This window comes from Vibrio sp. M60_M70, assembly GCF_037162085.1.
GTDB classification, from domain to species: domain Bacteria; phylum Pseudomonadota; class Gammaproteobacteria; order Enterobacterales; family Vibrionaceae; genus Vibrio; species Vibrio diabolicus.
The window spans coordinates 735,994-760,524 of the sequence record NZ_JARLUL010000002.1 but is presented as its reverse complement, the minus strand read 5'-3'; the positions used below and the strand labels follow the sequence as shown (position 1 = coordinate 760,524).

Here is a 24,531-nt window from a genome sequence, read left to right as displayed (position 1 = left end):
GCCTTTCGATAGGATTCTTCTAAAGCAAGCGCTTGCCAATCCCCTCGATAACAAGAGACTATGGCGTCAATAGTTAATTTTTGAGGCTATCTGTATCCCACATAACACCATCTCTTAGCATTGAATTTAAGATAACAACCATCTTTCTCATGCAGGCAACAATGGCAACTTTTTTCGGTTTTCCTGCCGTAAGTAGTCGTTCATAAGTTGCTTTGAAAACAGGGTTGCATTGGATAGCCGACATCATCGCCATATACATAACGGTCCTAACTTGAGACCGCCCTCCTTGTATCAGCCGCTTACCTTTAAAGCGGCCACTTTCTCTTGTTATTGGTGCGACACCAATGAGAGAAGAAGCTTGTTTGTTAGTGATAAAGCCCAGCTCGGGTACATTACTAATTAGGGAGGCAGCAAGGACTTTACCAACACCAGGCATGCTTTGGAGAATAGTATTTTTGGCTTGATACTCAGGACAACTCTCAATCAGTTTCGCTATCTTTGCTTCTACTTTTTCAATCTGATTTTTCAGGGCGGTAAGGATAGGGGTAATCGTAGACGAGATATTCTTAGGTAATATTTGTAGTCGGTTTCTTTCCATGGTTTGCATGGTGAGTAGCTGGTTACGCCTTGTGACTAAGTCACTCATAAGGCGTATGTTTTCGCTTTTTAGTTTGGTCAGTTCTGGCTGAACACGTTCGGCATAATGTGCGATGAGAGCGGCATCTAAACGGTCGTTCTTAGCTCGTTGACCAATGGCACCAGCAAACCTTTTAATACGTAGTGGGTTGGCAATAACATAAGGTAATTTGGCTTTGTCACAGGCGAGTATAAAAGGCATTTCTAATCGACCTGTAGCTTCGATGACGACACGTTGAGGTTTGTGTTTCTTAATGGTTTTTATGGCATCGCTGATGCCTTTTTCGGTGTTCGGGACAGTGAAGTAAATATCGAGTGGTCGGATGTAGATGTCTAATTGTGACTTACCAGTATCAACGCCGACATTAATGTTTTGAAGTGTGTTTGTATTCATAATAAGCTAACTCTTGCTTGCAAATGCGGGCTCGAGACCCAGAAGACTATTCGAGTGTGGTGCTTGGAGTTCTATCTGGCGTTCGTACTTGTTACCGGTCTCTCAATTGAGGAGCCATCGTTCAATCGAACTACCAGATAGAAGAACTTTAGTTGCAGCTAAAGTCTGGGTCTCACCTTACCCGATTGGAGTACTTATTATCCATACAAGATCGTTTTACATGTGGCAGCCACGCAGTCTCCTTGATAGAGGTAAGCGCGGCATTCAAGTGTGGTGTAATATGAAATCCTTTTAACAGGCATAAAAAGCCAATATCCATTGTATAAAGCCAACTATTTATAATATTGAAATTAAAATTATTTTTATCGGCAGTTATTTAGAAAGTGCCGATGTTTAATTTATAGACTAGAAAAACTTAACTCGCCAGAATAGGAATAAAAAAAACACTAAAAATAAGATTATCAATTTATACCTCTAAAATTAAAGAATTTAATTGTTAAAGTTCAATGCAGTCCAATATAAGTTGAAGGTGTGCAATCTTTTAAAAGACATACATTTAAAGACATTTCAAAAAATTTATTAATAAAAACATGAATTCACAACAATAATTATCAAAATTATTAATAACGAAAACACCACTAATACAACAATAAATTAAGGTAGTTTGAAGATTAAAATGCCCATTTCATTTTCGTATATAACATTTTAACTACTAGTATTATATGTGGTGAAATAAGATAAATTTATTAACTCAACATATCCAATCGATTCAGGTTTACTGGGAAAAGCTATACGTTACAACGGAGTGAAATATGGCAAATAGGGATGGAAGAATTCCACTCAACGTATTACGACTCAAAGAACTGAGAAAGAAATTAGGACTGAGCCAAGAAAGACTGGCGGAAGAATGCTTTCAACAGGGTTTTGTCGTATCTATTGCTTCCATAAAGCGAGCAGAGTCTGGGGCGAATGTGCTGTATCGTACCGCATCCAATCTCGCGGAATACTTTTCTGTCCCCGTAGAGGACCTCTTAATAGATCGCGCCTCAGAACCATTACTTACAAATGTGTCTTCATCACCACCATATTTTTTTATTTTTGCAATCGAAGCAAAGTGTGATTTGACCGTAAAGACTCTGCAAACATTACTTTTCAGCCAAAACACTACACCCATAATACAAAACCGGACGTTTGTTCTTACTTGGTCTATACAGGAATCGGACGAATATGTTTTTGAACGAATTCGACAACTAGCCCTTCAATTACAGGTTGCTCTTTCGGCTTCGATTCGGTCTTTTATCAATGTGAAATACAAGCATCGAGTCACTGAGCTATCGGAACATCCGAATGCGATAACCCCAATCAATGAAATCCTAGTTAATATCCCTTGGGGAGAAATAGCTGCTTGTCCTTGCTTTATCTCGTCCAATTGTGCCAGACCAATAAAACCGTTTCTGACAGGAGAGCCAGACTTCAACAACTGGCATCTCGTATCCTTACACCAAAACCATACTGACTGTTTTGTAGGGCGTAAACTTGAACTAGAAACATTGAATAGCGGAATCAAGCGATGGCAAAAACAAGAAGCAGGCCAAACGTATTGTATTACTGGTACCGCAGGGATAGGAAAGACCAGCCTACTCAACCAGGTCATTGCGTCTTTGAATCGATCTTCGTGTTTAACCACAGAGATTCAAATCCTGAATCATGGTAGTGCTGATCTCTTGTCCCCTCAAAATATATTCACTCGGGCAATTTGTTCATTTACTCGTGAAGATACCGATGATTCTATTCGTCAGCAAACTGTCGAGTCATCAATTCCCTCATCTTTCCACCTCTGCCTTTATTGGTTAATGGGGGTAGCACTCAACGAATCAGAAAAGCAGTTGCTGAACTTAATGGAGTTCCAAACGCTGAAACAAACGATAGAGCAATCTATCCCTTTCTTAATTCAACAACGGCAGACCAGCAAACCGCATTTGATTATTGTTGAAGATGTCCATTGGGCCGACGAGGTAATGTTGGCATTTCTTGAGACACTGCTACCTCATATTACAAACACCAATATTTTACTCTTTCTGACGTTTAGGCAGCAAAAACGACTTAGTTCCAAACAATCTTGGTTTACCAACGTGAATCTAATCGAACTTAGGGAATTATCATCTGAAGAGTCTTACGAGTTAGCTTGCTCAATCACATGCCAACAGAATAAACATATCAATGACTGTATAAAGCTTGCGAAAGGCCATCCTCTATACTTGCGCCAAACACTGCTTTGCTCTCAGTTTGATAAAGACGTTCCGGAGTCATTGGAACATTTAGTTTCGATACAATTAGCTCAACTTCCAGCCCAAGATCGCCAAGCACTCTGTACTGCCTCTGTGTTGGGGCAGTGCTTTCAACTGGAGCAACTGCGTGAAATCACTCGAATTCCCGGTTACGTACCAGATAAGTTAGTCGACGCTGGCTTAGTAAAACTCAATGGCGATCAATACCTTTTCCATCATGATTTGATTTGCAATGCTGTTTTCCGTCAAATAGACAAGTCACAGTGTTCAAAAATACACATGGCCTGTGCAAAATGGTATGAGAACCGAGATCGATTCTTATATGCCGTCCATATCAATCATGCCAAGGGCGAAGGTGTATTTACTGTTCTTGAACAGACCGCCAAACATTACCTGAGTAATTATCAGTTTGAAAAAGCACTGACTCTTATTGAGTACGCTATTAAAGAGTCACCTAAAGAACAGATGGCGTATGCACTAAATATGAAAGGAAACTGCCTGTATTCGATGGGACGCATCAAAGAGAGTATTGAGGTTCTTGAGCAAGCGGTTCATCACACAGAAAATGATCCTGAACGTGTTCAATACTATTTAGACCTCATTAACCCCTACCGCTTAACCGACAACTTTGTACAAGCGATGTCGATTTTAGACCAAGCCCAAGCCCTGTGCGAAAAGCTGACGTTAAATAAATCTTTGTGTGAAATCCACTCGATGAGAGGTAATATGCTGTTCCCTACTGGGCAGCTAGACGAATGTGAGAAAGAACATTTACTTGCATTAGATTACAGTCAGCGAGCAAACTGTTTTCGCGCGAAAGCAAAATCGCTTGGCGGCCTCGGTGATTGTGCCTACGCACAAGGAAAAATGGCTCGCTCATACGAGCACTTAACCGAGTGTTTGCAACTGTGTGAAGAGCATCAGTTGCTTTCGATTGAAACTGCCAATCGCTACATGCTGGCAACAGTGATGATCTATCAACTGCAATCTGACGAAGCACTAAAACAGGCTCAGCATGCCTCGAATCTTGCCTACCTCACTGCAAACCGCCGAGCAGAAATTGTTTCCAGGCTTACGGCAGCATGGATCTTTCTCGACCGTAATGTATTGGTGCAAGCTGAAAACGAAATCTCGACCGCTCTGCAACTTTCAAAACAGCTTAATGCTCATCGATTTGTCGCTTTTCTTTTGGAGTCCAGTGCAAGATTGCACTGGTATCAGGGAAAAGAGGAGAAAGCCCTTTCGGACATCGACACGGCTCTAGATCTTGTTCATATCAATAAGCTACACAATTTTATTGGTCCTTGGCTCGTATCTACCAAGGCACTTGTTTGTGGCGATGAATCAACGGCCCTCTCCGCTTTGCGCACTGGTGAGGCTTGGCTAGAATCTACCTGTGTTGGTCATAACTATTTACGCTTTTACCAACAAGGAATCCAAGTAGCGTGGCAGTATAAGCAGCCTACGCTACTTCGAAAATATCGCGATAAGCTTGCTAACTTCACCCGAGAAGATCCGCATCCATGGGGTGATTTTTATATTGAACAAGCGAATCTGATGCTTGCCTTACTCGACCAGTCCAGCTCCGTCTCTGAGTTGTTAAACTTCAATCAGGCCGCGCGTAAGCATCAACTGAACCAGGCTCAAATAAGTGTTGATGAGCTCGACCATTGGCGCTTCACATCTACTCAACCATGAAATATTCAATAAACGAAGAAAGTCGACTAATTGCACTGTCAAATCATCTTGTTTGCTCGATTTACCTCGTCAAACACAGATATTCGAAACCATCGAATATCTGTGTTTTGGCACAGTGTCATCGCTGATTAGATTTATGCTGGCGCATGCTCACTTTGCTCCACCTTAAAGTTTTCGATGCTAGGAACATGCTCAGGTAAAAGTAGAGTAACGCGTTGATTTGCTACTTCAACCCATTTACCTGCACTATTTTTATATCGATAGAATGCCACGCCTGACTTCCAATCATCATTAAGTAGGATGTTGAGCGTTACGTTGTGAAGATCTGCTCCTAGAGGAGCAATGCCTAGGTAAGGCTGGTAGCCCTGCAACGTCACCATGATATGACAATCACGCATCGTGCATTGATAGTTGAAACTGCCATTGAGATCAGACACCACATTTAACGGTGGGTTAATGGCCTGAAAGATATGTCCTTTACCCACTATTGATTTGTCTTCGCTGGCCACGAGTAGATTAACATCGAAGTTCACTCCTCCAGGTAAGCCGTTACCAATTTGATAATGAGCAGTAAAAATTGCTTGTGATTCTTTTGATTCCATTTTCATTGTGTTCTCCAACTGAATTTATTGTCGTTAGTGACCCATTCAATGTAGATAACACGTCATTCAAGTTCAGTATCACTTTAGGATCAGATCTACTTGACTACATAAATTATCTAAGGTCACGCAGATGCCGCTCGTTCTTTTCATCAACCAGATATTATTGCTCTCTCGCTGATGCTTTTGGCGATTTGTACAGAACAACTGATACCAAACTGATATGGCGAACATATGCGTGCGAGTTAATATTTAAACAACTATTCAATACATAAGCCAAATGGAAAAAATAATGGAACAAGAATGGATGCAGGGAACTAAAGAAAACCAAGTGGTAGAACAGCACCCTAACCCTCAAATACAACGCCTCGCTGTACTTAACGCGTACTCAATCTCAATCAATAATGCCAAACTGTTTATTCAGAAAATGGATAAATGCGGTTTTCCTAAAGAGCGACTACTGACACCTCTTGAAAACACGATTTCACCGGTTCCCGGTTTGAACCAATATCAAGTCGAGTCACTCATCTTCAATACTCGCTATCAACACCAACCCTTTGTCATTGTCATGTGCGAAAGTACGCAAGAAGTTCAACAAGCCTATCTAACAGCAACTCGATTCAGTCTCCCGATTCGTGTTCGCTCAGGAGGGCATGATCACGCAGGTGAATGCAGTGGTGACAACGTCATTTTGATTGACGTGAGCAGAATTAAGACCTTTCAATTGTGTGAAAATATTGCCACCATTGGTGCTGGCTATCGCTTCTATCAACTGACACCAAAACTTGCAGAGCATGATCGAATGATTGCACATGGAACCTGTGCCACAGTTGGGTTGACTGGCTATATTCAAGGCGGAGGATGGGGCCCTTGGACGCGAAAATACGGCATGTGTTGTGAGCACCTAGTGAGTGCAACCGTGGTATTGGGTGATGGTACGATCACAGAAGTCTCAGCAGAGTCCAATCCCCACCTATTTTGGGCACTAAGAGGCGGCGGAGGCATGAGTTATGGCATTGTTACCGAGCTACGCGTAAAAACATTCCCTTTACCCAAAGAGATCCACCGCTTCGAACTTGAGTGGAACCTTTACAAAAAAATCAACGGTATGCTTCAGCCAATACCATCGCACCCTACCATAGATGTGCTAAAAAATTGGGAACAGGCTATAAAAAGTCTCGATACGGCTAAACTTCTCGGCACCAACTTGCAAATTGATGCTCTGCCTGAATTACCTAACCATTGCGATATCGACACAATAAGCCATCACTGCACTATGTACGGTTACTGGGAAGGAACAGTGCAAGATCTTGACCAATTTATAGCCGTTCAATTTGGCGCTTGCTCCCCTGATTTAGTTCAAGTCTATGAAGCACATGGCACTGATTTTGACGGGAAGAAATACGATCACTCCCTGATGAGCACATGGGGGCGCGATTCTTTGTGTCAAAGCGGTTCTCCTTTCCCTCCAGATTATGACGCCCCAGCACCTCACAAAATCACTTCGCGATTGGTGTCAGAGCGAGGTCTTAAAGCAGAAGGCTATACTGCACTTTTGCAAAGCTTAACTTCACCTTTGATAAAGCCAGAAAACCGCGATCAAGGGCTATTTAGTTACGTAACCTTAGGTGCGATCACTGGTGGCTTTTATCATCACTCAGACGACCTTGAAGACATATCTTTCCCCTACCGCCAGTGTCAATATACAGTCCAATACCAAACCTGGTGGAATGAAGAGATAAAGCAAAAACTAGAACTACAAAATAACCCAGTACTTGTTGATGTAAACAGAGCCATGGACTGGATTGATAAAGCCAGAGAAGCTGATATACCGGGAACCTATGGTGCCTTCATCAGCTTTAAAGATCCGGCAATTCCCACAAGCGTTTATTTTGATCGAAGCTACCGCGACTTAATCGGTATAAAAGAGAAATACGCTAAGGATAAGTTTAATCATCTTAGAACTAATAAGACCATCATTTAACATCAATATGCATCTTAAGAAGCATATATTAACAGACCGTCATTTGGCCGTTCTATTACGTATAGAAATTAAAAAAAGAGGAAAAATTATGACAACTAAGGGTTCATTTTACGTTAAAAATAACTCCAGCGATAAAATCACCGGATATGTGAGATTTAAAGACTCTCCGGAAATGGAGGTCCGTTTCGACTTGAATACTGGCGAACAATCTGAATCTGCTAGTTTTGAATCCGGTGCCGCTACCCATGACTCCTGGTACTACAGTTTCAAAAAGGCAGGTGAAACCTATACTGGGAACAAGTCCTGTGCATTCTATGCAAAAGACGAAAATAAAGGCCCCGTCGCTGTGGAAATCTTTAATGATAATTTAAAAATATCTCCACCACTTAGCGGTTCTTGTGAGAAAACTTTATAGCCGCTTACCCGATTCATCACTTCGCCCGAGACAGTTGCACAACTTCTCGGGCAGTTTCATTTCTCGGTATTTGGATTGAAAACCCTCCCCATTTTCAATCACAATCTGAAATTGTTAACTTTATGTTCTCACTTTATATCACCACTGCAAGATAATCGAATCAATACAAATCACTTTTAAAATCAACTTTAAATCTAGAGTAACCAAGATTGAAAAAATAAATATATTATTGAGTTCTAAGATCAAAGATTTTTACTTAATACATCACTTTTTATTTTAACTCTATCAACTGATACTAAACTGCTACTGACGTTTTTTGATTGAATGCTTAAATTAATAGCATGCGCTTATCTCAATGGCTAAAACCATTATTAAAGCGCAATTCTTCTATATCCACGTAATCTCTAAGCATTTGATTCAGAGAGTTTCTTGGATATGCATCATTCAAAATAAACAACGGAAAGCATGGCTATGTGTACAGATGTGAATATCAATTATGGTTGCAACAACCAAACCTTATCCGCTAGAACCATGGAGTTTGCAGTTAACCTTCAGACCGAGATTTGGTTTAGAGCCCAACAAACTTACCAAATTACGACCGTTACTTCCGACGGAAAAGCCGACCGTGTTTTCAATGGTCAGCCGCCAAAACGTCACAGTAAAGAATGTGAGTTTCGAGCAAATTGGCAGGGAGAGTTGAGCTTCATACACTGCAACGCCATTACCCACCCTCTTTTAACAGCTGATGGCATTAATGAATCTGGCCTTTCTGTTGGGTCACTGTACTTGCCCATTCTCAATCAAAATGTATCGACCTCTCACATCCCTGATGATGCCTTTGCATTAGGCAGCGGCCTGTTTGGTACTTTTATCTTGTCTACGTTTAATACTGTGGACGAGATGGTGACGTACTTCACTACTCACCCCGTTTACGTGTTTAATTCGACTATTTCAACTGGTGAAACAGAGAGTGACAATATGACGTTGGATCAGCATTTCGTGATTCACGATGCAAATAATGACAGTGCAGTCATTGAGTTTTTTAACGGTAATATGCATATCTATCGAGCATTTAAAGAAAGCAATATGTTCAGCAAAGAGGAAAATCAGCAAGCACGCTATCAATGTACCGAATATGACTTTGATGATTATAAAGTGGTTGTGGACCACTCCTACGTAGGAGTAATGACTAACTGCCCAAATTACCATTGGCATGTCAATCACCTCTCATATTTTTCCAATTTGCGCAACTACAACCCAGAACCGAACAATGAAGTAACCATGCAACGTCATGTCCAAGTGCCTGGCCCACTTCAATCAATGGCGCTGGCTTGATGGGCCTACCCGCCGACCCAACACCGCCGTCTCGATTTGTACAAACCTATGCAATTAAGCAGTTAAGCGAACAACCAACTAACTTCGACGAAGCCTTCTCACTCGGACAAAAGCTACTTAATCGCGTTGATATACCTTTGGGCATCATGGCGAATGAGTTTGAGACATCCGATAACCCTGAAGTCTTTTTTAGTGATATCACCCAATGGAGCGTTATTAGACATAACAGTCATCAGTCACCCGCGTTCTATCTGCGTACTTACGGAGACATGACTTGGCGAGTAGCCAATGTCAAAGACTATATTGGATTAAATAGAGACTGTCAGATTTCAAGCGTTTTACAGCTCATGCCAGTTACAACATCATTACCGTTTGAACAAGTCGAATCTCGACCAACTATTAAAATCGCTTAGAGTTAATTTTGAAGCGCAAACAAATGAGAAGCAAAAAGCCCCGCTTTCTAAGCGGGGCTTTTAAAAGACAAACTGCTAAATTCACTATTCTTAATTTATCTGGAACTAAACAAGATAATCGCCATTCAGTCGATTTACTCTTTACCGAACACGTTGTTCTCTTGTTCTTGAACACGGATGAATGTAGTACGCTTGGTTAGCTCTTTAAGCTTTGCTGCACCCACGTATGTACAAGTTGAGCGAACGCCGCCAAGGATGTCTTGAATAGTGCCGTGCACGCTACCACGGTATGGCAATAATACGGTTTTACCTTCGGCCGCACGGTAGCCAGCAACACCACCTGAGTGCTTCTCCATCGCGCTCTTAGAAGACATGCCGTAGAATTTCATGAACTTCTCGCCGTCTTTCTCGATCACTTCGCCGCCTGACTCTTCGTGGCCCGCTAACATGCCGCCTAGCATAACAAAGTCCGCACCGCCGCCGAATGCTTTGGATACATCACCTGCGCATGAGCAACCACCGTCACCGATGATCATGCCACCAAGGCCGTGCGCTGCATCGCCACACTCGATGATTGCAGAAAGCTGCGGGTAACCAACACCCGTTTTTACACGAGTTGTACAAACTGAGCCAGGGCCAATGCCTACTTTCACGATGTCTGCACCAGCGAGGATCAACTCTTCACACATATCACCAGTAACCACGTTACCCGCAGAAATCACCTTGTCTGGGAACTCTGCTCGCACACGTTCAACATACTCGACTAAATGCTCTGAGTAACCATTTGCAATATCGATACAGATGAAAATAAATTCATCTGAAAGCGCCATAATATCTTTGGTTTTTTGGAAGTCTGCGTCAGATGTTCCCGTAGACACCATTACGTTATTCAGGGTTGCTTTATCAGCTGATTTAGCAAACTCAGCCCAATCTTCTACCGTGTAATGTTTGTGAACAGCAGTCATTACACCATGCTCAGCTAGCGCTTTAGCCATTGCAAAGCTACCAACCGAATCCATGTTTGCTGCGATTACAGGCACACCAGACCATTGACGACCACTATGCTTGAATGTAAAATCGCGGGTTAAATTTACTTGAGAACGGCTCTTAAGGGTAGAACGTTTCGGGCGAAACAGTACATCTTTAAAACCTAACTTAAGTTCTTGTTCGATACGCATTGTGTAATTCCTTGATTCATATGTATATGTGTCATCTCAGAGTGCGTAGTGATTTCGTTGGCAGACGAGTTCACTGTTCTTCGGACACAAAAAAACCGGAGCGTTGGCAGACGCTCCGGTTTTCAGCATTATAGGCTGTGATTTATTTCCTACAAGTCTGATATTTGAATTTTTTTGTGATACCATCTTGATAATCGCATATCAAAAACACTCCTCAAGTCGTTATTTTTTCTCATTATTTATAATTATCAACAACTTAAGAAAACGTTTAAGTTAACCTATTGCGCAAACCTTTGCGTCATACCTTTAAAATGAAAACGCACAACCTCTCAAATCTGCCTAAAACTCAATCACCTAATACTAAGATGTGCTGCTAATTCGGAAAAAGTACTCAAAAAATCGCCCACTTTTTCATAGTAATGGGCGAGATCTAACTACGTCCTATCGATTTGTTGAGTAATAGCGGTACGAAGTGTGCCTATAACATCACTTGCCAAAAGACCAACTTGACCATGCTGACTCACGTTTATATCCGCAGCATGACTGTGGAGTACCACACCTAAACGTGCCGCAACGGAAATGGGTAACCCTTTAGCTAGCAACGCACCAATAACACCAGATAGCACATCTCCCATTCCGCCCGTCGCCATTCCGGCGTTACCCGCTAGGCAGACGTACATTCTCGTTCCATCGTAAATAAGCGTTCCCGCACCTTTTAAAACCACCACACCGCCATAACGCTCTTGCAGTTGTCTTGCAGCAGAATATCGGTCATTTTCTATTTGTTGAGTGGTCACATTTAATAGTCGAGCTGCCTCTCCAGGATGCGGCGTGATCACTCGCTGGTTGTCGCACACCAAAGTGCCATCACATCGTTGGCTTAGCATCGCTAGAATATTGAGCCCATCAGCATCAACAACTTTAGGTTTCTGTTCTTGAGCCAGATATTGATAGGCTTGATAAGCCCACTCATCATCACCAAAACCTGGACCAAACACCAATACTTCAGCCCAGCGAATGCGTTTGGTTAAGTCGTTCTCAGTATCCCTGAGTAAGTCGGCGGTGATGCTTTGGCTCATTACTTCTGGGCAGCCAATCTGTAGCGGAATAAGGCTACTCGGGTGAGTAATTGCGGCAGTTAAACCCGCTCCGGATCTAACCGCTGCGGAGGAACATAAACGAATCGCTCCTGACATACCTTGGTTACCACCGACACAAAGTAGTTTGCCATTGTCACCTTTGTGTGCTGTCGGGTTTGGCTTGGGCATTAACCTTGAAACAACCTGATGATCAATACCTAGTGCACTTTCTACTTCGATAGAATCAAACTCAACATTTACACCCAACCCACAAAAGTGGAGTTCACCAACTCGATCTCTCGCTTGTCCGGTGCACAAGCCTTGCTTAACACCAATGAAGGTTACAGTATGCTTAGCATGAATGGCATCGCCTAAAATAGCACCTGTATTTGCACACAACCCGGAAGGAATATCGACTGCAATCACTGGGGTGTGAATTTGATTGATTTGCTCAATGTAGCGACGGTACTCCGAACGAACCTCACCACTTAAACCAGTGCCTAACATGGCATCAATGATCACATCGGCTTCTAGCAATGCGGTATTCCACTCATCCCAATCATTGTTAACGCCATCGATGGACTGCCAATCTTGATATGCGCGTAAAGCATCACCTTTGAGCGCAGTCACATCACCAAGTTGGAAAACCTGTACATTGAGTTGCGCTTGTTTAGCAAGCGAGGCAAATACGTATCCGTCACCACCATTATTCCCTTTGCCACAAATGACTAAGATATTTTTTGATTTGGGATACAAGTGTAAAAAACGCTCATACACAGCCATACCTGCGCGTTGCATTAGGCTATACATAGAAACACCAGCCATTTGCGCTGCCAGCGTTTCACCGTTTTTTACTTGTTCTGCGGTGTAGAGTTTTAGGGCGAGATTAAAGTCCATCTTCACGTTCTGCGCATTAGGAAACACAATTATAAGTATACAAAAAAGCCAAGGCGAACCTTGGCTTTTGAGAAAGTTTTTTATCGCTACTGACTCTGAGACATCAATGCTTCAGCCGTCGCGTCTTGTATAGATAAAAACAACGAATTGATTTTTCCAGTCGGGGTACGCATGGGGTTCAGCGTAACGTTCTGGTACATAAACTCCGCTTGCTGAGTGACAGGACGTACGTTACGGCAGCGAAACAAGTAAGGACGCTGGCGCCACGTAATAAAGCTGCGGCAACCTAAATCATACACGGGCTTTGTTTTTAACTTAAACCATTCCTGAGGGATTTCAGGGAAGATATCAAAGATAGAACGACCAATTGCATCATGAGATTGCAAACCACTGTGATGAGTCATAAACCCATTCCACACTTGCACATTATAATCTCGGTCAATGACGACGAGCCCCATGTCGACGTTTTGTACCATGTCGACCATCCAATGGAATTGTTCAAACTCTGCTGGCATATTCAACATTAGAACTCCTCCATTAGATATGACAGTTTGTTATCGAGCAGCGGCAAAGATTCATCGACGAACATAAACAATAAATCACAACGGATTGACGTTCCCTCAATGTTGTAGCTCACCTCGAATGTCATGGTGCGGCTGAATGCGCCCGTCGTAGACTCAATGATCGAATCAATTGATATATGCTGACCAAGAAGCACTGGAGGGCTTTGGAAGAATCGCACTTCAGATTGTTCGCCCAAGCCATTTAAGAATGACCCCACCAAGATATTGGAAATATCCATGAGCAGCTCAAGCTCTTCCAGTTCGTCGCTGTCAGCCGGCACTTTCATCAACTTCTTGAGATCCGATACGCTCGAATCGCTCAAAATCACCAGCGCTTCACCCGCAATACCTTCGCCACAAAAGCCCTGGCAAACGCCCGATACGTTGTCATGCGACGCTAAGTCACGGAGAGCCATGTGTAGTTCACTCACTTCGAAGATATTAACGTTCGGAAGCGGTAACTGCACAAACACATCAAAGTGACGCGCCAATGCATCTGCGGCTCGACCAATAGAGACGTTCGCCACTTCCATGTAAATATCGCGACGACGTAAAATCGGTAACTCAATAGAAACAGGCGTGATAATTTGAGGACGAGGCTCTGGCTCCACCAACTCTTTAAGCGCATTCTTGAGTTCATCTTTGGCGATCGGTTTTTGAATAAACGCTTTTGCACCCAGTGCGAACACGCGCTCTTTCGCTTTAGGTTGGATATCCCCCGACACCACAACCACCGGAGTTGTATTCCCTAACCGCTGCATGTTTTCTAGTGTTTCAAAGCCATCCATTTCTGGCATGGTCAAATCAAGAAACATCAATTTAAACTCGTTCTTTTCGAGTTCTTCTAGCGCATTTTTTCCGTGGATAGCAAACGTAATATCGGCATTCAATGTGGCTGGTAGTGATCTCGCCATCTGTTTGCGTGCTAACGCTGAATCATCACAGATGAGTACGGGAAAAGACATTCAATCACCTTTTTATATTCCACAATCTGCGCCGGAGTCTAACAGATTGTTACAGCATGTAATACGAGAAAACTGACGAGTTTTTATTTCTTTTTTTATTCAATAAGCATACGCAATATGAATGGATGAGTGAACAAAATGGCGAAAAAGCAAACATCCCATTCGCTGTTTAGTGACATGAAACAAACATGGATAAAACGCCTCCATTAAAAATAAGCACAAAGTTGCATTTTAAATTAAAAATTCGTTTTTACTCCCACTCTATCCGCTCAGTATGAGTACTGGGGAAATCGGTATCACGTAGCAATAAAAAAGCACCCTTTCATAGGGTGCCTTGAATAATGTATTCATCAATAAAGTGTCACTTCTATGGCACACCGTGACCTTTAGAAGCCACCCATACGCGATACCATTGCTCACGAGTCAATTCGATATTCAGCGCATTTACTGCCGTTTGCACACGCTCAATCTTACCAGAGCCAATGATTGGAATTGGGTTAGATGGCAAACGGCGTACCCAAGCGTAAATCACTTGGTCAATGCTAGTCGCGCCCACTTCTTCGCGAATCGCTTCTAATTCGTTGCGAACACGAACGGCTTGCTCACTGTCACCACTGAAGATTGAGCCACCACCGAGGCAAGACCAAGCCATTGGGCGCGTACGCAGCATTTGCATTTGATCAAGCGTTCCATCATGTGCAACTTCAAAATTAAGCGGGTTGATTTCCACTTGGTTAGTCACAAGAGGCTTACCTAAACGAGATTGCAACAGCTCAAACTGACGTGGAGTAAAGTTAGATACACCAAAGTGCTTCACTTTACCCACTTTGTGTAGCTCTGAGAATGCTTCAGCCACTTCATCGGCATCCATTAACACGTCAGGGCGATGGATTAAAAGCACATCGATTTCGTCCACATTCAAACGCTCAAGCGAGTTATTCACCGATTGGTAGATGTGAGCGGAACTCGTATCATAGTGATTAATCTTACGCTCTGGTGTTTTATCTCCGCACAGATTGATATCACACTTTGTGACGATCTGAATCTGCTCTCGCACGCTCTTATCGAGAGCAAGTGCTTCACCAAACAACTTCTCACACTCGTAATTACCGTATATGTCTGCGTGATCGACCGTGGTAATGCCTAACTCAATATGTTGCTTGAGGAATGACAAACGCTCTTGAGCAGTCATACCCCAATCAACTGCACGCCAATATCCTTGGACCAGCTCTGAGAACTCAGGGCCTTTTGGTGCAGTCACAACTTTTGCAACCATGGTTTTTCTCCTTCAATTGATCTGCATTCATCGTAGTCTTGTTTTCACATCGGCTCAACGGGTAAACTTTGGCAATTCGAACTGGAGTACGAAATATGTCTTTTGCCCAACGCCTAGCCACCTTGATCGGAGAAGAAAGCATCAGCGGATTTGCACGACGCGTTGATGTGTCTGAAGCTTTAATACGCAAATATTTAAAAGGCAGTGAACCGAGCCTAACGAAAGCAAATCAAATTGCGATGCGAGCCAACTGCTCTCTTGAATGGTTAGCGACCGGATGTGGTTATTTATATCGCCGCGCTGAAGTCGTAGATATGGATGCGTACAAACTTGCATTTCAACACGTTATGAATCAGCCGTTGCCAGATGAGGCAGAAGAACAGCACCGTAAGCTCATCGCTGGCTATCAATACCTGCGTGCGCACAAAAAATCGGATGGATTTTTAGACGAGTCTGCGATGGCGACCTTCCTATCTCTCCATAAAGAATCTAAAAACGAGTCACTTTAACATCGATAATTTCGCCATCGCTGTGCAATTCCACATTTAAAGACGGTGATGGCGACGAAAACTCGTCCGGTTTTACCCAAAATAAGCTTCGAATCGTTTCTTGCGGATAGCGGTTTATCAACAAGACAACTTCTTTATCGACAAGCTCAGAAGATTTCTTTTCCAGCGCTTCAACGACGTCATAGTGTTCTTGTCCGATAGTTATGTTGCGTAAAACTAATCCGTCTTTTCTTAAATTGAGGATTAAGTCATTGAGACTTTGCCATTGATATTCGGTCAAAAAAGAGAACTGAGCACTGTCCTTTCCCAAAACAACTTCACCATACAGATGCTGCTGATAGTACGAAAAATCGTCCAAACAAAATGTGCTGATATACGTTGAAACATCTTGCTGCTGCACGTCACAGCGATACCAGCTTCCCCTTGTCTCTATACGCTCTTTTAAATTGGAGTACGGCATTGAAGACAACGTGTCCTGCCACCAACTCGGCGTCGAAAATGCTGGAAACGTTACCGAAAAACAACATAAAGAAAACAGGACTCGAGGATAAAAGCGCATGAATTACTCTGGTTGATTAACATCGAACCCAGACATTACCGACTAGTAGAAATTGTTCAAGATAAAAATAGTGGCAGGTAGTGCGGAAAGTTGTAGAGCAGAAATTAAGAAGGCGCACATTTGCGTGCGCCTCTACCTCGTTACTCAATCGTGAGTGTGCGAATCGAAGATGTCTATTGATGCATCCCGAACATAAAACGAGGACTTACCGTAGGGTTTGAATCCATCCAAATTGTGTGTAAAACCTCACATCCCTCCTTCTGAAGCAGTCATGTTGCTTTACACCTAAAGCATGGTTCATTTTGCTCAAAAAACAAGTTTTTTATCCCAAATTATGAGAGCAATAGCACAGTTTTGGTGAATGAATGATATCGCGACACTTCGAACACTCAATAGTGAAAAGCTAAATTGCATCTTTATTGATTAGGTCTAGACTCTGCGAAGCGTATACTTTCTCGCGTCCCTTCCACCAGCAACAGGAGAACTTGTTAATGACCAAACGAGAGAGAATTGTGAAATCTGTGTTAGCGCACGTACCGAAAGATGCGATTAACCAGTTTGTCTCTCGAGGGTCCACACCATTTTCTGTCCTGATTATGGCCGCAATCGTTGGCACACTAGCTGGTTTTGTCGGCACTTACTTCGAACTTGCGGTTCATTTTGTTTCTGAAACCCGTACCGAATGGCTAAGAAGCGAAATCGGTAGCGTACTTCCTCTTTGGCTTGCTGCTGTACTGATCAGTGCTCTGCTTGCTTTTGTTGGTTACTTTCTTGTTCACCGCTTTGCTCCAGAGGCGGCGGGCTCAGGTATCCCAGAAATAGAAGGCGCGATGGACAACATTCGTCCAGTGCGCTGGTGGCGAGTTCTACCTGTTAAATTCTTCGGCGGCATGGGCGCACTTGGCTCCGGTATGGTACTTGGTCGCGAAGGTCCGACAGTTCAAATGGGCGGCGCAGTTGGTCGAATGGTGACCGATATTTTCCGTGTGAAAGATGACGATACTCGTCATTCCCTACTCGCTTCAGGTGCCGCTGGTGGTTTGGCTGCCGCCTTTAATGCCCCACTAGCTGGCATTATGTTCGTTGTGGAGGAAATGCGACCTCAATTTCGCTATTCTCTGATCTCAATTCGCGCGGTGATCATCTCTGCTATTATGGCCAACATTGTGTTTCGCGCCATCAACGGGCAAGACGCTGTCATCACAATGCCGCAATATCACTCTCCAGAGCTTCAGTCACTTTGGTTGTTTTTATTGCTTGGCGCATTGTTTGGCGTATTCGGAGTGATCTTCAATAAATTGATTACCGTGGCACAAGACAGTTTTGTCGCAATTCACAAAAACGATCGTAAACGCTATTTAATTGTGGGGTCACTACTTGGTGGCATTTTTGGTCTGCTTCTCTTATACGTGCCGCAGCTAACTGGCGGTGGCATCGGCCTTATTCCTGATATTACCAATGGCAACTACTCGGTATCCGTTTTAGTTCTGCTTTTCTTTGGTCGCGTCATCACGACGTTGCTATGCTTTGGCTCTGGTGCGCCGGGTGGTATCTTTGCACCGATGCTTGCTCTGGGGACCTTGTTTGGCTATGCATTCGGAGCGAGTGCTGATGTGTTGCTTCCTACGCTTGATATCGAACCTGGCGTATTTGCTATTGCGGGCATGGGGGCCCTGTTTGCTGCAACGGTACGCGCACCGATCACGGGCATTTTGTTGGTGATTGAAATGACCAATAACTACTACTTAATTCTACCACTTATCATTACTTGTTTAGGTGCCGTGATTATTGCTCAGTTGTTTGGCGGACAACCGATTTACAGCCAGTTGCTACATCGTACAATCAAAAACGATAAGTTACGTCAGCAGGATCTTCCTGAAAACCAATCGACATAATTCTCGCTTTGTTATTATTTCGCTCCAGACTATCGAAAGGTTTGGAGCGATAAACTCTACATTTTTACATCCTTTCCCAAATATTCGATACCAAACTCACAAAAATACCATTCTCTGATATTTCCTCACCACCTTTCATGAGTAAGCACTCTCTAAACTTGCTAGTATTCGCTACTCAAATAGAGCATTTCATCCAAATCATCACGTTTCGTTTCATTCAGGCAAAAATCAAATGGAGTAGATTTGAACTGGAGAAGACTTGTGCAGTTTTATAGCGTTCCGCCGTCTCAAGCCGCGTTAGCGCTAGGTATGATAGGTTTAGGACAAGCTTGGGCACTCTATGTCCCTGAAATTGGTGAACCAATACGCCCATTTTTAGCGTCACTCGGCGCGCTTTTACTCGCCCCTGTGCTGATAAAATATGCCACGAATCCACGATTATTTATGGTCGACATTCGTCACCCATTGAGCGGTAGCTTAATGGCCCCCATGAGTATGGCGTTACTGATCCTTGCAGATTATCTTGCTTCTGTAGCGCCAATCATTGCTTATCCACTCTGGTTTATGGCACTTTTGCTGCATTTTACTATGATGGTACTGTTTTTTAGCTTTCAGCTAATGAACTTCAAAATGTCGAATATCGTACCTAGTTGGTTTCTCTATCCAGTGGGACTGATCAGCAGCTCATTAGCAGGCTCCCAATTGGGTCACAACCTATTCTCTGAAACCTTAGCGATGATGTGCATTGGCATTTATTTCTTTATGTTACCGCTGGTGCTCTATCGTTTGGTGTTTTTCGGATCTCTACCGAGACGAGCCAGGCCGACCCTCGCAATTATGGCCGCACCGGTAAACTTGTCATTGGCGGCATACTTGGTGAACTTTCCCTTCCCGATCCGATACTGACGGGCGCATTAGCAGGGATTGCTATCACAATGACGTTATTGATCTACCTGTGTTACTTCCGCTTACTTCGATTGAAGTTTCAACCTTCTATCGCGGCGGTAACCTTTCCTTCCGTGATCAGTGCCATTGCGATGCACCGCTTAACCTCCTTTTTTGCCGAATCGCACCCACATTGGCACTGGCTACACGATTTTGGCTTTTTAGAGCTCAGCATTGCGACTGTGTTGGTGGTTTGGGTATCGGCAGGTTACATCAAAATGTATTGGCCAGAAATAGTTAAGTCGCCCTCTAAACAAGCATAAAAAAACGGCCTCATCTGAGGCCGCTGTTTATCTCTATCAATAAGACATCAACCCGCAAACTTCGCCATGAAGTTCCCAATGTTAGTCAAACTCGATGCTGCCATTACGATAACAATCGCTGCTCCAGTTAGCGTTAAGTACATTGGGTGTTGGTAGTCACCGACAATATCTTTGCGTTTTGTCGCAACCAATACAGTGCCCAAAACGATAGGAAGAATAATGCTGTTCACTAGGCCCGCTAGCATCAAAAGAAGAATTGGCATGTCCATGGTTACCGTGCCTAGCGAGGTTAGGATAATGAAACCAACACACCAAGCTTTCTCGTTTCGCGCCACAACTGGGAAAAGCGTCTTAATTAATGATATAGCCATGTAAGAGTTGCCAACCACAGACGTGATGGAAGCTACGAACAGTACTAAGCCAAAGATGAAGTAACCAAGCTGGCCAGCACCCTGACGGAAAGCATCCGCCGCAGGGTTAGCCGTATCCAGCGTTGCGCCTGTCGCGATAACGCCAAACACTGCCAAAAACAGTAGGATTCGAATAACCACCGCAATAGAAATACCAGCCCACGCTGTTGAGGTGATGGAAGGCACGTTCTTTTTGCCTTTCAAGCCGATGTCTACTAAGCGTTGTGCACCCGTGTAGTAACCGCCAACTGCGCCGCCAACGATAGTCAACGTAGGCAGAAGCAAACTACCAACATCCATAGGCATCACCGCTGCACTTAGTGTCTCTCCCATCGGAGGTAAACTCGTCATAGCCACGTATGCGATCAGAACAATCATGAACAAGCCAAGGTAGCGGGCCATTTGGTCCATTCGTTTGGAGGCGTTATGAACCACAAACAACAAACAGCCAACGACACCGGTAAACAGTGCGCCCCATGTTGTGTCCACGCCCGTTAGCACATTGATGCCTAACGCTGCGCCACTCACGTTGCCAAAGTTAAACGCCACTGCACCAAGCGCAAGGAGAATACCAACACCATAACCCATGCCGGGTGCCACTTTGTTCGCAATGTCTTGGATTCGCATGCCAGAAACGCCGACAATACGCCACAAGTTCATCACGATACCAAACGTGATAAAAATGGAAGCCAAAACTGGAAATGCCATGTCGACTTTGTAGATATTTGTGAAGACTGCGGTTTGAGTCAAAAAGCCGGGACCCACAGAGGTTGTCGCCATCAAAAAAGCGACACTAAGCATGGCTTTCTTTTGCCAACTGCTTTCTGTAACTGGAGCTGAAATAGAGGAGGTGCTGATAGTGCTTTGTGTAGTCATGCCGAGTCCCAAATTTGTTGTCTTTCTATTATTAGAAAATAGAAAGACAACTGACCGAGATCAGCTGAACTTAGAGAAATATCTCTTTTTAAAACAAACGATTACAAGTTGTAGCCGTTCATTGGGCGCATATATTAAGAGCAACGAATGTGACTGTCAATACACAATTGCATAATTACTATTTATTGCGACTCACTTGACGATGATTTGGATATAAAAGATATAAAAAAGGATGGCAACTCGCCATCCTCTCTCAATTTTATTTGTCGATTTGATTAACGCAGGCCATGCAGAAATTCAGCACGGGTCGCTGGGTTGCTCTTAAAAATACCACCTAACGCTGTAGTCGTGGTTTCACTGGTGGCATCCATCACGCCGCGTGACTTCACACAGTAATGCGTCGCGTCGATAGTCACCGCTACATCGTCAGACTCAAGCAATGTTTGCAAAGCAACAAGGATTTGCTGGGTCATACGCTCTTGAACTTGAGGGCGTTGCGCAAAGAAACGAACAATACGGTTGATCTTAGACAAGCCAATGATCTTACCGCGAGGAATATAAGCAACAGCGGCTTTTCCGTCGATTGTCACAAGATGGTGTTCGCACGTACTGGTCACAGTAATGTCTTTCACGCGAACCATTTCGCTCACGTTCATCTTGTTTTCGATAACTGTGATCTTGGGGAAGTTGGAGTAATCCAAACCAGAGAAAATCTCGTCCACGTACATTTTTGCAATGCGGTGTGGCGTTTCCTCTAAGCTATCATCCGTAAGGTCGAGCTGAAGCAGACCAAGAATCTCACGCATGTGGTATTCAATCTTTTCCTTCTTCTCTTCACGGCTAACGGCATTAGGGCGCATTGGTGTTTCTAACCCGCGTTGCTCTAGCGCTTCTTTCACTAACTTTGCTGACTCGCTAAGACCTGACATTCCACTTCCTCTTTTGTAACTACCACTCTCGGTGTGAAATACAATTGCCGTGTTTTCATCCCGTAGCGTTAAAGTCGCTCAGTCCGATGTTTATAACGCCAAGGCACATAACAAGAATACACTGAGCTATTTTCTCATGCTCCGTAGGAACTTTACCCCTTTCGGATGGGTGACAAGGATACTCGGATTTTTGAATAATTACACCCATATTTTATAGGTGGACATTCTTACTCGGTCCCCTTTTATGGTAGAGTTGCCACAAAACAAAAGAACATAGGATTATCTCAATGGGCTGCTGCGACGCACCTGGCTTGATGCCAATTGAAGAAGCGATGGATAAGATGCTATCGCGAATCAAACCTATCCAAACGACACTTTCTCTTCCTCTTGCTGACGCTCTGGGTTTTGTGCTGGCTGAAGACATTTTATCGCCAATTCACGTGCCCCCTTTCGACAATTCAGCGATGGACGGTTATGCCATTCGTATTCAAGACCTAGAAGTGTCTACAGTGTTGCCTCTGGCAGGTAAATCCTTCGCAGGTCAGCCTTTTGAGGGTGAATGGCCGGCAGGCACTTGTGTTCGAATCATGACTGGTGCGAAAATTCCGGAAGGCTGTGATGCCGTTATCATGCAAGAAAATACGGAAGTGACCGACGCTGGTATTCAGTTCAACCAAACGGATGTGAAGCCGCAAAATAACATCCGCCCTACGGGTGACGACATCAAGCAAGGCGATATTGTATTGGCAAAAGGCACGCGCCTGACACCGCGCGATATTCCAATGATTGCCTCTCTTGGTGTCAGCCATGTCACCGTCGTGCGTAAGCCAAAGGTGGCATTTTTCTCCACAGGTGATGAACTTAAACCATTGGGTGAGCCACTCAAGGCGGGTCAAATCTACGACAGTAATCGTTACGGTATTAAGCCGCTGATTGAAAACTTTGGTTGTGAAGCGATTGATCTTGGCATTATCCCTGACTGCCCAGAAACACTAAAAGCAACATTCGAAAAAGCACAAACGCTCGCGGATGTAGTTGTAACGTCTGGCGGTGTCAGCGTTGGTGAAGCAGATTACACCAAAGACATTCTTGAAGAACTTGGCGAAATCGGTTTCTGGAAACTGGCAATCAAGCCGGGTAAACCTTTCGCATTTGGCAAGTTAAGTACTGCTTGGTTCTGTGGGCTACCAGGTAACCCTGTATCTGCGGTGCTAACCATGTACGTACTTGTTCAACCAATGTTGGCTAAATTGGCAGGCCACACTGAATGGAAAGCGCCTGAGTCTATCCCTGCTACGACTAAAACCGCATTTAAGAAAGCGCCGGGACGTACAGACTACCAACGCGGTATCTATACTCTAGAAAACGGTAAATTTGTCGTTGAAACCACTGGCAACCAAAGTTCAGGAGCCTTTCGCTCAATGAGTTTGGCAAACTGCTTTGTTGTGTTGGAACGTGAGCGTGGCCGTGTGGAAGTTGGCGAAACGGTTCAAATCCAACTGTTTAACTCAACGTTATACTAGGAACGTACCGTGGATATCCTTTCCGATCAGGAGATGCTGCGCTATAACCGCCAGATCATTCTTCGTCAGTTCGATTTCGAAGGGCAAGAAGCACTCAAACAAAGCTCGGTGCTTATTTTGGGTGCTGGCGGTTTGGGTTGCGCTTCTAGCCAATACCTTGCCACGGCTGGTGTTGGCAATATTACGTTTATCGATGACGATATTGTTGAACTCTCCAATTTACAACGCCAAGTATTGCACCACGACGCCGATATTGGCCGTAAAAAGGTTGACTCCGCGGCGGATGCGTTGCGGGAACTTAATCCTCATATCGAAGTAAATACCGTTGCTAAACGCCTTGACGACATTCAGCTTCAGGCTTTGATTGAACAACACACTGTGGTGGTCGATGCTTCAGATAACGTCGACACTCGCAATCAACTCAACCGACTCTGCTTTGCAACAAAAACACCGCTTATTTCTGGTGCAGCCATTCGTATGGAAGGCCAAGTGAGTGTGTTTACGTACGACGACCCAACTCAACCGTGCTATCAGTGTTTGAGCGCGCTATTCGGCAGCAGTGCATTAAGTTGCGTTGAAGCTGGCGTAATGGCGCCTGTTGTGGGTATTGTTGGCGCTGTACAAGCGATGGAAACCATCAAGGTGATTGCAAATTACGGCCAACCCAAAAAAGGGAAGATCCTCATTCTCGATGCGTTTAGCATGTCCTGGCGGGAAATGAATTTGATGAAAATGCCGACCTGCCCTGTTTGTGGCTAAGTAACGCTGTCAGCTTATCAATGAAGATTCTCAAAAAGCTCAACGTAACGTTGAGCTTTTTCTTATTCTGAGATTCATATTTCGAACCAAATAACTTACCGACATAAAATTCATTATAAACAGTAAGTTAAAAACTGGCACAT

19 protein-coding genes and 1 pseudogene are annotated in these 24,531 nt (G+C 43.8%); 10 read left to right on the top strand and 10 right to left on the bottom strand.

Annotation, left to right across the window (positions count from 1 at the left end; all coding sequences use genetic code 11):
- Nucleotides 1-73: 73 nt before the first annotated feature.
- Complete coding sequence (locus tag P4S59_RS19190) at nucleotides 74-1,030, bottom strand: IS110 family transposase (protein WP_033906599.1); 957 nt, start codon at nucleotides 1,028-1,030, stop codon at nucleotides 74-76.
- 1,304 nt (nucleotides 1,031-2,334) lie between these two features.
- On the opposite strand from P4S59_RS19190, the gene P4S59_RS19185 reads away from it, so the two are divergent.
- Nucleotides 2,335-5,016: an ATP-binding protein gene (locus P4S59_RS19185; protein ID WP_337168871.1), complete on the top strand. Its 2,682-nt coding sequence runs from the start codon at nucleotides 2,335-2,337 to the stop codon at nucleotides 5,014-5,016.
- 134 nt (nucleotides 5,017-5,150) lie between these two features.
- Here P4S59_RS19185 and P4S59_RS19180 read toward each other — a convergent pair whose 3' ends face one another.
- A complete protein-coding gene (locus P4S59_RS19180) occupies nucleotides 5,151-5,624 on the bottom strand; it encodes a DUF1842 domain-containing protein (RefSeq protein WP_337168870.1) in 474 nt (157 codons plus the stop codon).
- Between the two features lie 283 nt (nucleotides 5,625-5,907).
- Between P4S59_RS19180 and P4S59_RS19175 the strand changes: the two genes are divergently transcribed.
- The 4 genes from P4S59_RS19175 (at nucleotide 5,908) to P4S59_RS19160 (ending at nucleotide 9,762) form a co-directional block, all read left to right on the top strand.
- Nucleotides 5,908-7,599: an FAD-binding oxidoreductase gene (locus tag P4S59_RS19175; RefSeq protein WP_258430598.1), complete on the top strand. Its 1,692-nt coding sequence runs from the start codon at nucleotides 5,908-5,910 to the stop codon at nucleotides 7,597-7,599.
- 88 nt (nucleotides 7,600-7,687) lie between these two features.
- Nucleotides 7,688-8,014, top strand: a complete 327-nt coding sequence (locus tag P4S59_RS19170; RefSeq protein WP_170901855.1) for a hypothetical protein — start codon at nucleotides 7,688-7,690, stop codon at nucleotides 8,012-8,014.
- 465 nt (nucleotides 8,015-8,479) lie between these two features.
- The gene (locus P4S59_RS19165) at nucleotides 8,480-9,349 is read left to right on the top strand and encodes a linear amide C-N hydrolase (protein WP_337168869.1); all 870 of its coding nucleotides are present in this window, start codon (nucleotides 8,480-8,482) and stop codon (nucleotides 9,347-9,349) included.
- Nucleotides 9,349-9,762, top strand: a complete 414-nt coding sequence (locus P4S59_RS19160) for a hypothetical protein (RefSeq protein WP_233059819.1) — start codon at nucleotides 9,349-9,351, stop codon at nucleotides 9,760-9,762. The genes P4S59_RS19165 and P4S59_RS19160 overlap by 1 nt, the downstream gene beginning before the upstream one ends.
- 134 nt (nucleotides 9,763-9,896) lie before the next feature.
- On the opposite strand, the gene P4S59_RS19155 is transcribed toward P4S59_RS19160, so the two are convergent.
- The 5 genes from P4S59_RS19155 to P4S59_RS19135 all read right to left on the bottom strand — a co-directional run bounded on the left by P4S59_RS19155 (nucleotide 9,897) and on the right by P4S59_RS19135 (nucleotide 15,720).
- Nucleotides 9,897-10,940, bottom strand: a complete 1,044-nt coding sequence (locus P4S59_RS19155) for a GMP reductase (protein WP_005396079.1) — start codon at nucleotides 10,938-10,940, stop codon at nucleotides 9,897-9,899.
- 434 nt (nucleotides 10,941-11,374) lie between these two features.
- Nucleotides 11,375-12,916 carry an NAD(P)H-hydrate dehydratase gene (locus P4S59_RS19150; protein WP_337168868.1) on the bottom strand — a complete coding sequence of 514 codons (1,542 nt, stop codon included), beginning with the start codon at nucleotides 12,914-12,916 and terminating at the stop codon, nucleotides 11,375-11,377.
- Nucleotides 12,917-13,002: 86 nt separating this feature from the next.
- Nucleotides 13,003-13,440, bottom strand: a complete 438-nt coding sequence (locus P4S59_RS19145; protein ID WP_005396081.1) for a PAS domain-containing protein — start codon at nucleotides 13,438-13,440, stop codon at nucleotides 13,003-13,005.
- The gene (locus tag P4S59_RS19140; protein ID WP_006741121.1) at nucleotides 13,440-14,444 is read right to left on the bottom strand and encodes a response regulator; all 1,005 of its coding nucleotides are present in this window, start codon (nucleotides 14,442-14,444) and stop codon (nucleotides 13,440-13,442) included. Before P4S59_RS19140 ends, P4S59_RS19145 begins: the two co-directional genes overlap by 1 nt.
- 367 nt (nucleotides 14,445-14,811) lie before the next feature.
- Nucleotides 14,812-15,720: an aldo/keto reductase gene (locus P4S59_RS19135; protein ID WP_047008144.1), complete on the bottom strand. Its 909-nt coding sequence runs from the start codon at nucleotides 15,718-15,720 to the stop codon at nucleotides 14,812-14,814.
- Nucleotides 15,721-15,815: 95 nt separating this feature from the next.
- Here P4S59_RS19135 and P4S59_RS19130 point away from each other — a divergent pair, with 95 nt between their 5' ends.
- Complete coding sequence (locus tag P4S59_RS19130) at nucleotides 15,816-16,229, top strand: helix-turn-helix domain-containing protein (RefSeq protein ID WP_005396084.1); 414 nt, start codon at nucleotides 15,816-15,818, stop codon at nucleotides 16,227-16,229.
- On the opposite strand, the gene P4S59_RS19125 is transcribed toward P4S59_RS19130, so the two are convergent.
- Complete coding sequence (locus P4S59_RS19125; RefSeq protein ID WP_337168867.1) at nucleotides 16,210-16,788, bottom strand: hypothetical protein; 579 nt, start codon at nucleotides 16,786-16,788, stop codon at nucleotides 16,210-16,212. The two genes, P4S59_RS19130 and P4S59_RS19125, sit on opposite strands and share 20 nt — an antisense overlap.
- Before the next feature lie 491 nt (nucleotides 16,789-17,279).
- Between P4S59_RS19125 and clcA the strand changes: the two genes are divergently transcribed.
- Together clcA and P4S59_RS19115 are read left to right on the top strand one after the other, a co-directional pair.
- A complete protein-coding gene (clcA, locus tag P4S59_RS19120; RefSeq protein ID WP_005396086.1) occupies nucleotides 17,280-18,683 on the top strand; it encodes a H(+)/Cl(-) exchange transporter ClcA in 1,404 nt (467 codons plus the stop codon).
- A gap of 261 nt (nucleotides 18,684-18,944) precedes the next feature.
- A pseudogene (locus tag P4S59_RS19115) lies at nucleotides 18,945-19,891 on the top strand (TDT family transporter).
- Nucleotides 19,892-19,938: 47 nt separating this feature from the next.
- On the opposite strand, the gene P4S59_RS19110 reads toward P4S59_RS19115, so the two are convergent.
- Together P4S59_RS19110 and folE are read right to left on the bottom strand one after the other, a co-directional pair.
- Nucleotides 19,939-21,177 (bottom strand): NRAMP family divalent metal transporter, encoded by a 1,239-nt coding sequence (locus tag P4S59_RS19110; protein ID WP_337168866.1) that lies wholly within the window; start codon nucleotides 21,175-21,177, stop codon nucleotides 19,939-19,941.
- Nucleotides 21,178-21,452: 275 nt separating this feature from the next.
- On the bottom strand, nucleotides 21,453-22,106 hold the full coding sequence (folE, locus tag P4S59_RS19105; RefSeq protein ID WP_006741127.1) for a GTP cyclohydrolase I FolE: 654 nt from the start codon (nucleotides 22,104-22,106) through the stop codon (nucleotides 21,453-21,455).
- 287 nt (nucleotides 22,107-22,393) lie between these two features.
- Between folE and moeA the strand changes: the two genes are divergently transcribed.
- Complete coding sequence (gene moeA / locus P4S59_RS19100; protein WP_337168865.1) at nucleotides 22,394-23,629, top strand: molybdopterin molybdotransferase MoeA; 1,236 nt, start codon at nucleotides 22,394-22,396, stop codon at nucleotides 23,627-23,629.
- A 9-nt stretch (nucleotides 23,630-23,638) separates the two neighbouring features.
- Nucleotides 23,639-24,388, top strand: coding sequence for a molybdopterin-synthase adenylyltransferase MoeB (gene moeB, locus P4S59_RS19095; protein ID WP_006741129.1), 750 nt, complete (start codon nucleotides 23,639-23,641; stop codon nucleotides 24,386-24,388).
- The last annotated feature ends 143 nt before the right edge of the window (nucleotides 24,389-24,531 follow it).

Excerpts from the sequence above, each read along its gene's own strand:
- P4S59_RS19135 (WP_047008144.1), bottom strand. The coding sequence starts at position 15,720 with ATGGTTGCAAAAGTTGTGACTGCACCAAAAGGCCCTGAGTTCTCAGAG.
- P4S59_RS19190 (WP_033906599.1), bottom strand. The coding sequence starts at position 1,030 with ATGAATACAAACACACTTCAAAACATTAATGTCGGCGTTGATACTGGT.
- P4S59_RS19130 (WP_005396084.1), top strand. The coding sequence starts at position 15,816 with ATGTCTTTTGCCCAACGCCTAGCCACCTTGATCGGAGAAGAAAGCATC.
- P4S59_RS19155 (WP_005396079.1), bottom strand. The coding sequence starts at position 10,940 with ATGCGTATCGAACAAGAACTTAAGTTAGGTTTTAAAGATGTACTGTTT.
- P4S59_RS19145 (WP_005396081.1), bottom strand. The coding sequence starts at position 13,440 with ATGTTGAATATGCCAGCAGAGTTTGAACAATTCCATTGGATGGTCGAC.
- P4S59_RS19180 (WP_337168870.1), bottom strand. The coding sequence starts at position 5,624 with ATGAAAATGGAATCAAAAGAATCACAAGCAATTTTTACTGCTCATTAT.
- P4S59_RS19170 (WP_170901855.1), top strand. The coding sequence starts at position 7,688 with ATGACAACTAAGGGTTCATTTTACGTTAAAAATAACTCCAGCGATAAA.
- P4S59_RS19110 (WP_337168866.1), bottom strand. The coding sequence starts at position 21,177 with ATGACTACACAAAGCACTATCAGCACCTCCTCTATTTCAGCTCCAGTT.
- folE (WP_006741127.1), bottom strand. The coding sequence starts at position 22,106 with ATGTCAGGTCTTAGCGAGTCAGCAAAGTTAGTGAAAGAAGCGCTAGAG.
- clcA (WP_005396086.1), top strand. The coding sequence starts at position 17,280 with ATGACCAAACGAGAGAGAATTGTGAAATCTGTGTTAGCGCACGTACCG.
- P4S59_RS19165 (WP_337168869.1), top strand. The coding sequence starts at position 8,480 with ATGGCTATGTGTACAGATGTGAATATCAATTATGGTTGCAACAACCAA.
- moeA (WP_337168865.1), top strand. The coding sequence starts at position 22,394 with ATGGGCTGCTGCGACGCACCTGGCTTGATGCCAATTGAAGAAGCGATG.
- P4S59_RS19140 (WP_006741121.1), bottom strand. The coding sequence starts at position 14,444 with ATGTCTTTTCCCGTACTCATCTGTGATGATTCAGCGTTAGCACGCAAA.
- P4S59_RS19160 (WP_233059819.1), top strand. The coding sequence starts at position 9,349 with ATGGGCCTACCCGCCGACCCAACACCGCCGTCTCGATTTGTACAAACC.
- P4S59_RS19125 (WP_337168867.1), bottom strand. The coding sequence starts at position 16,788 with ATGCGCTTTTATCCTCGAGTCCTGTTTTCTTTATGTTGTTTTTCGGTA.
- P4S59_RS19175 (WP_258430598.1), top strand. The coding sequence starts at position 5,908 with ATGGAACAAGAATGGATGCAGGGAACTAAAGAAAACCAAGTGGTAGAA.
- P4S59_RS19150 (WP_337168868.1), bottom strand. The coding sequence starts at position 12,916 with ATGGACTTTAATCTCGCCCTAAAACTCTACACCGCAGAACAAGTAAAA.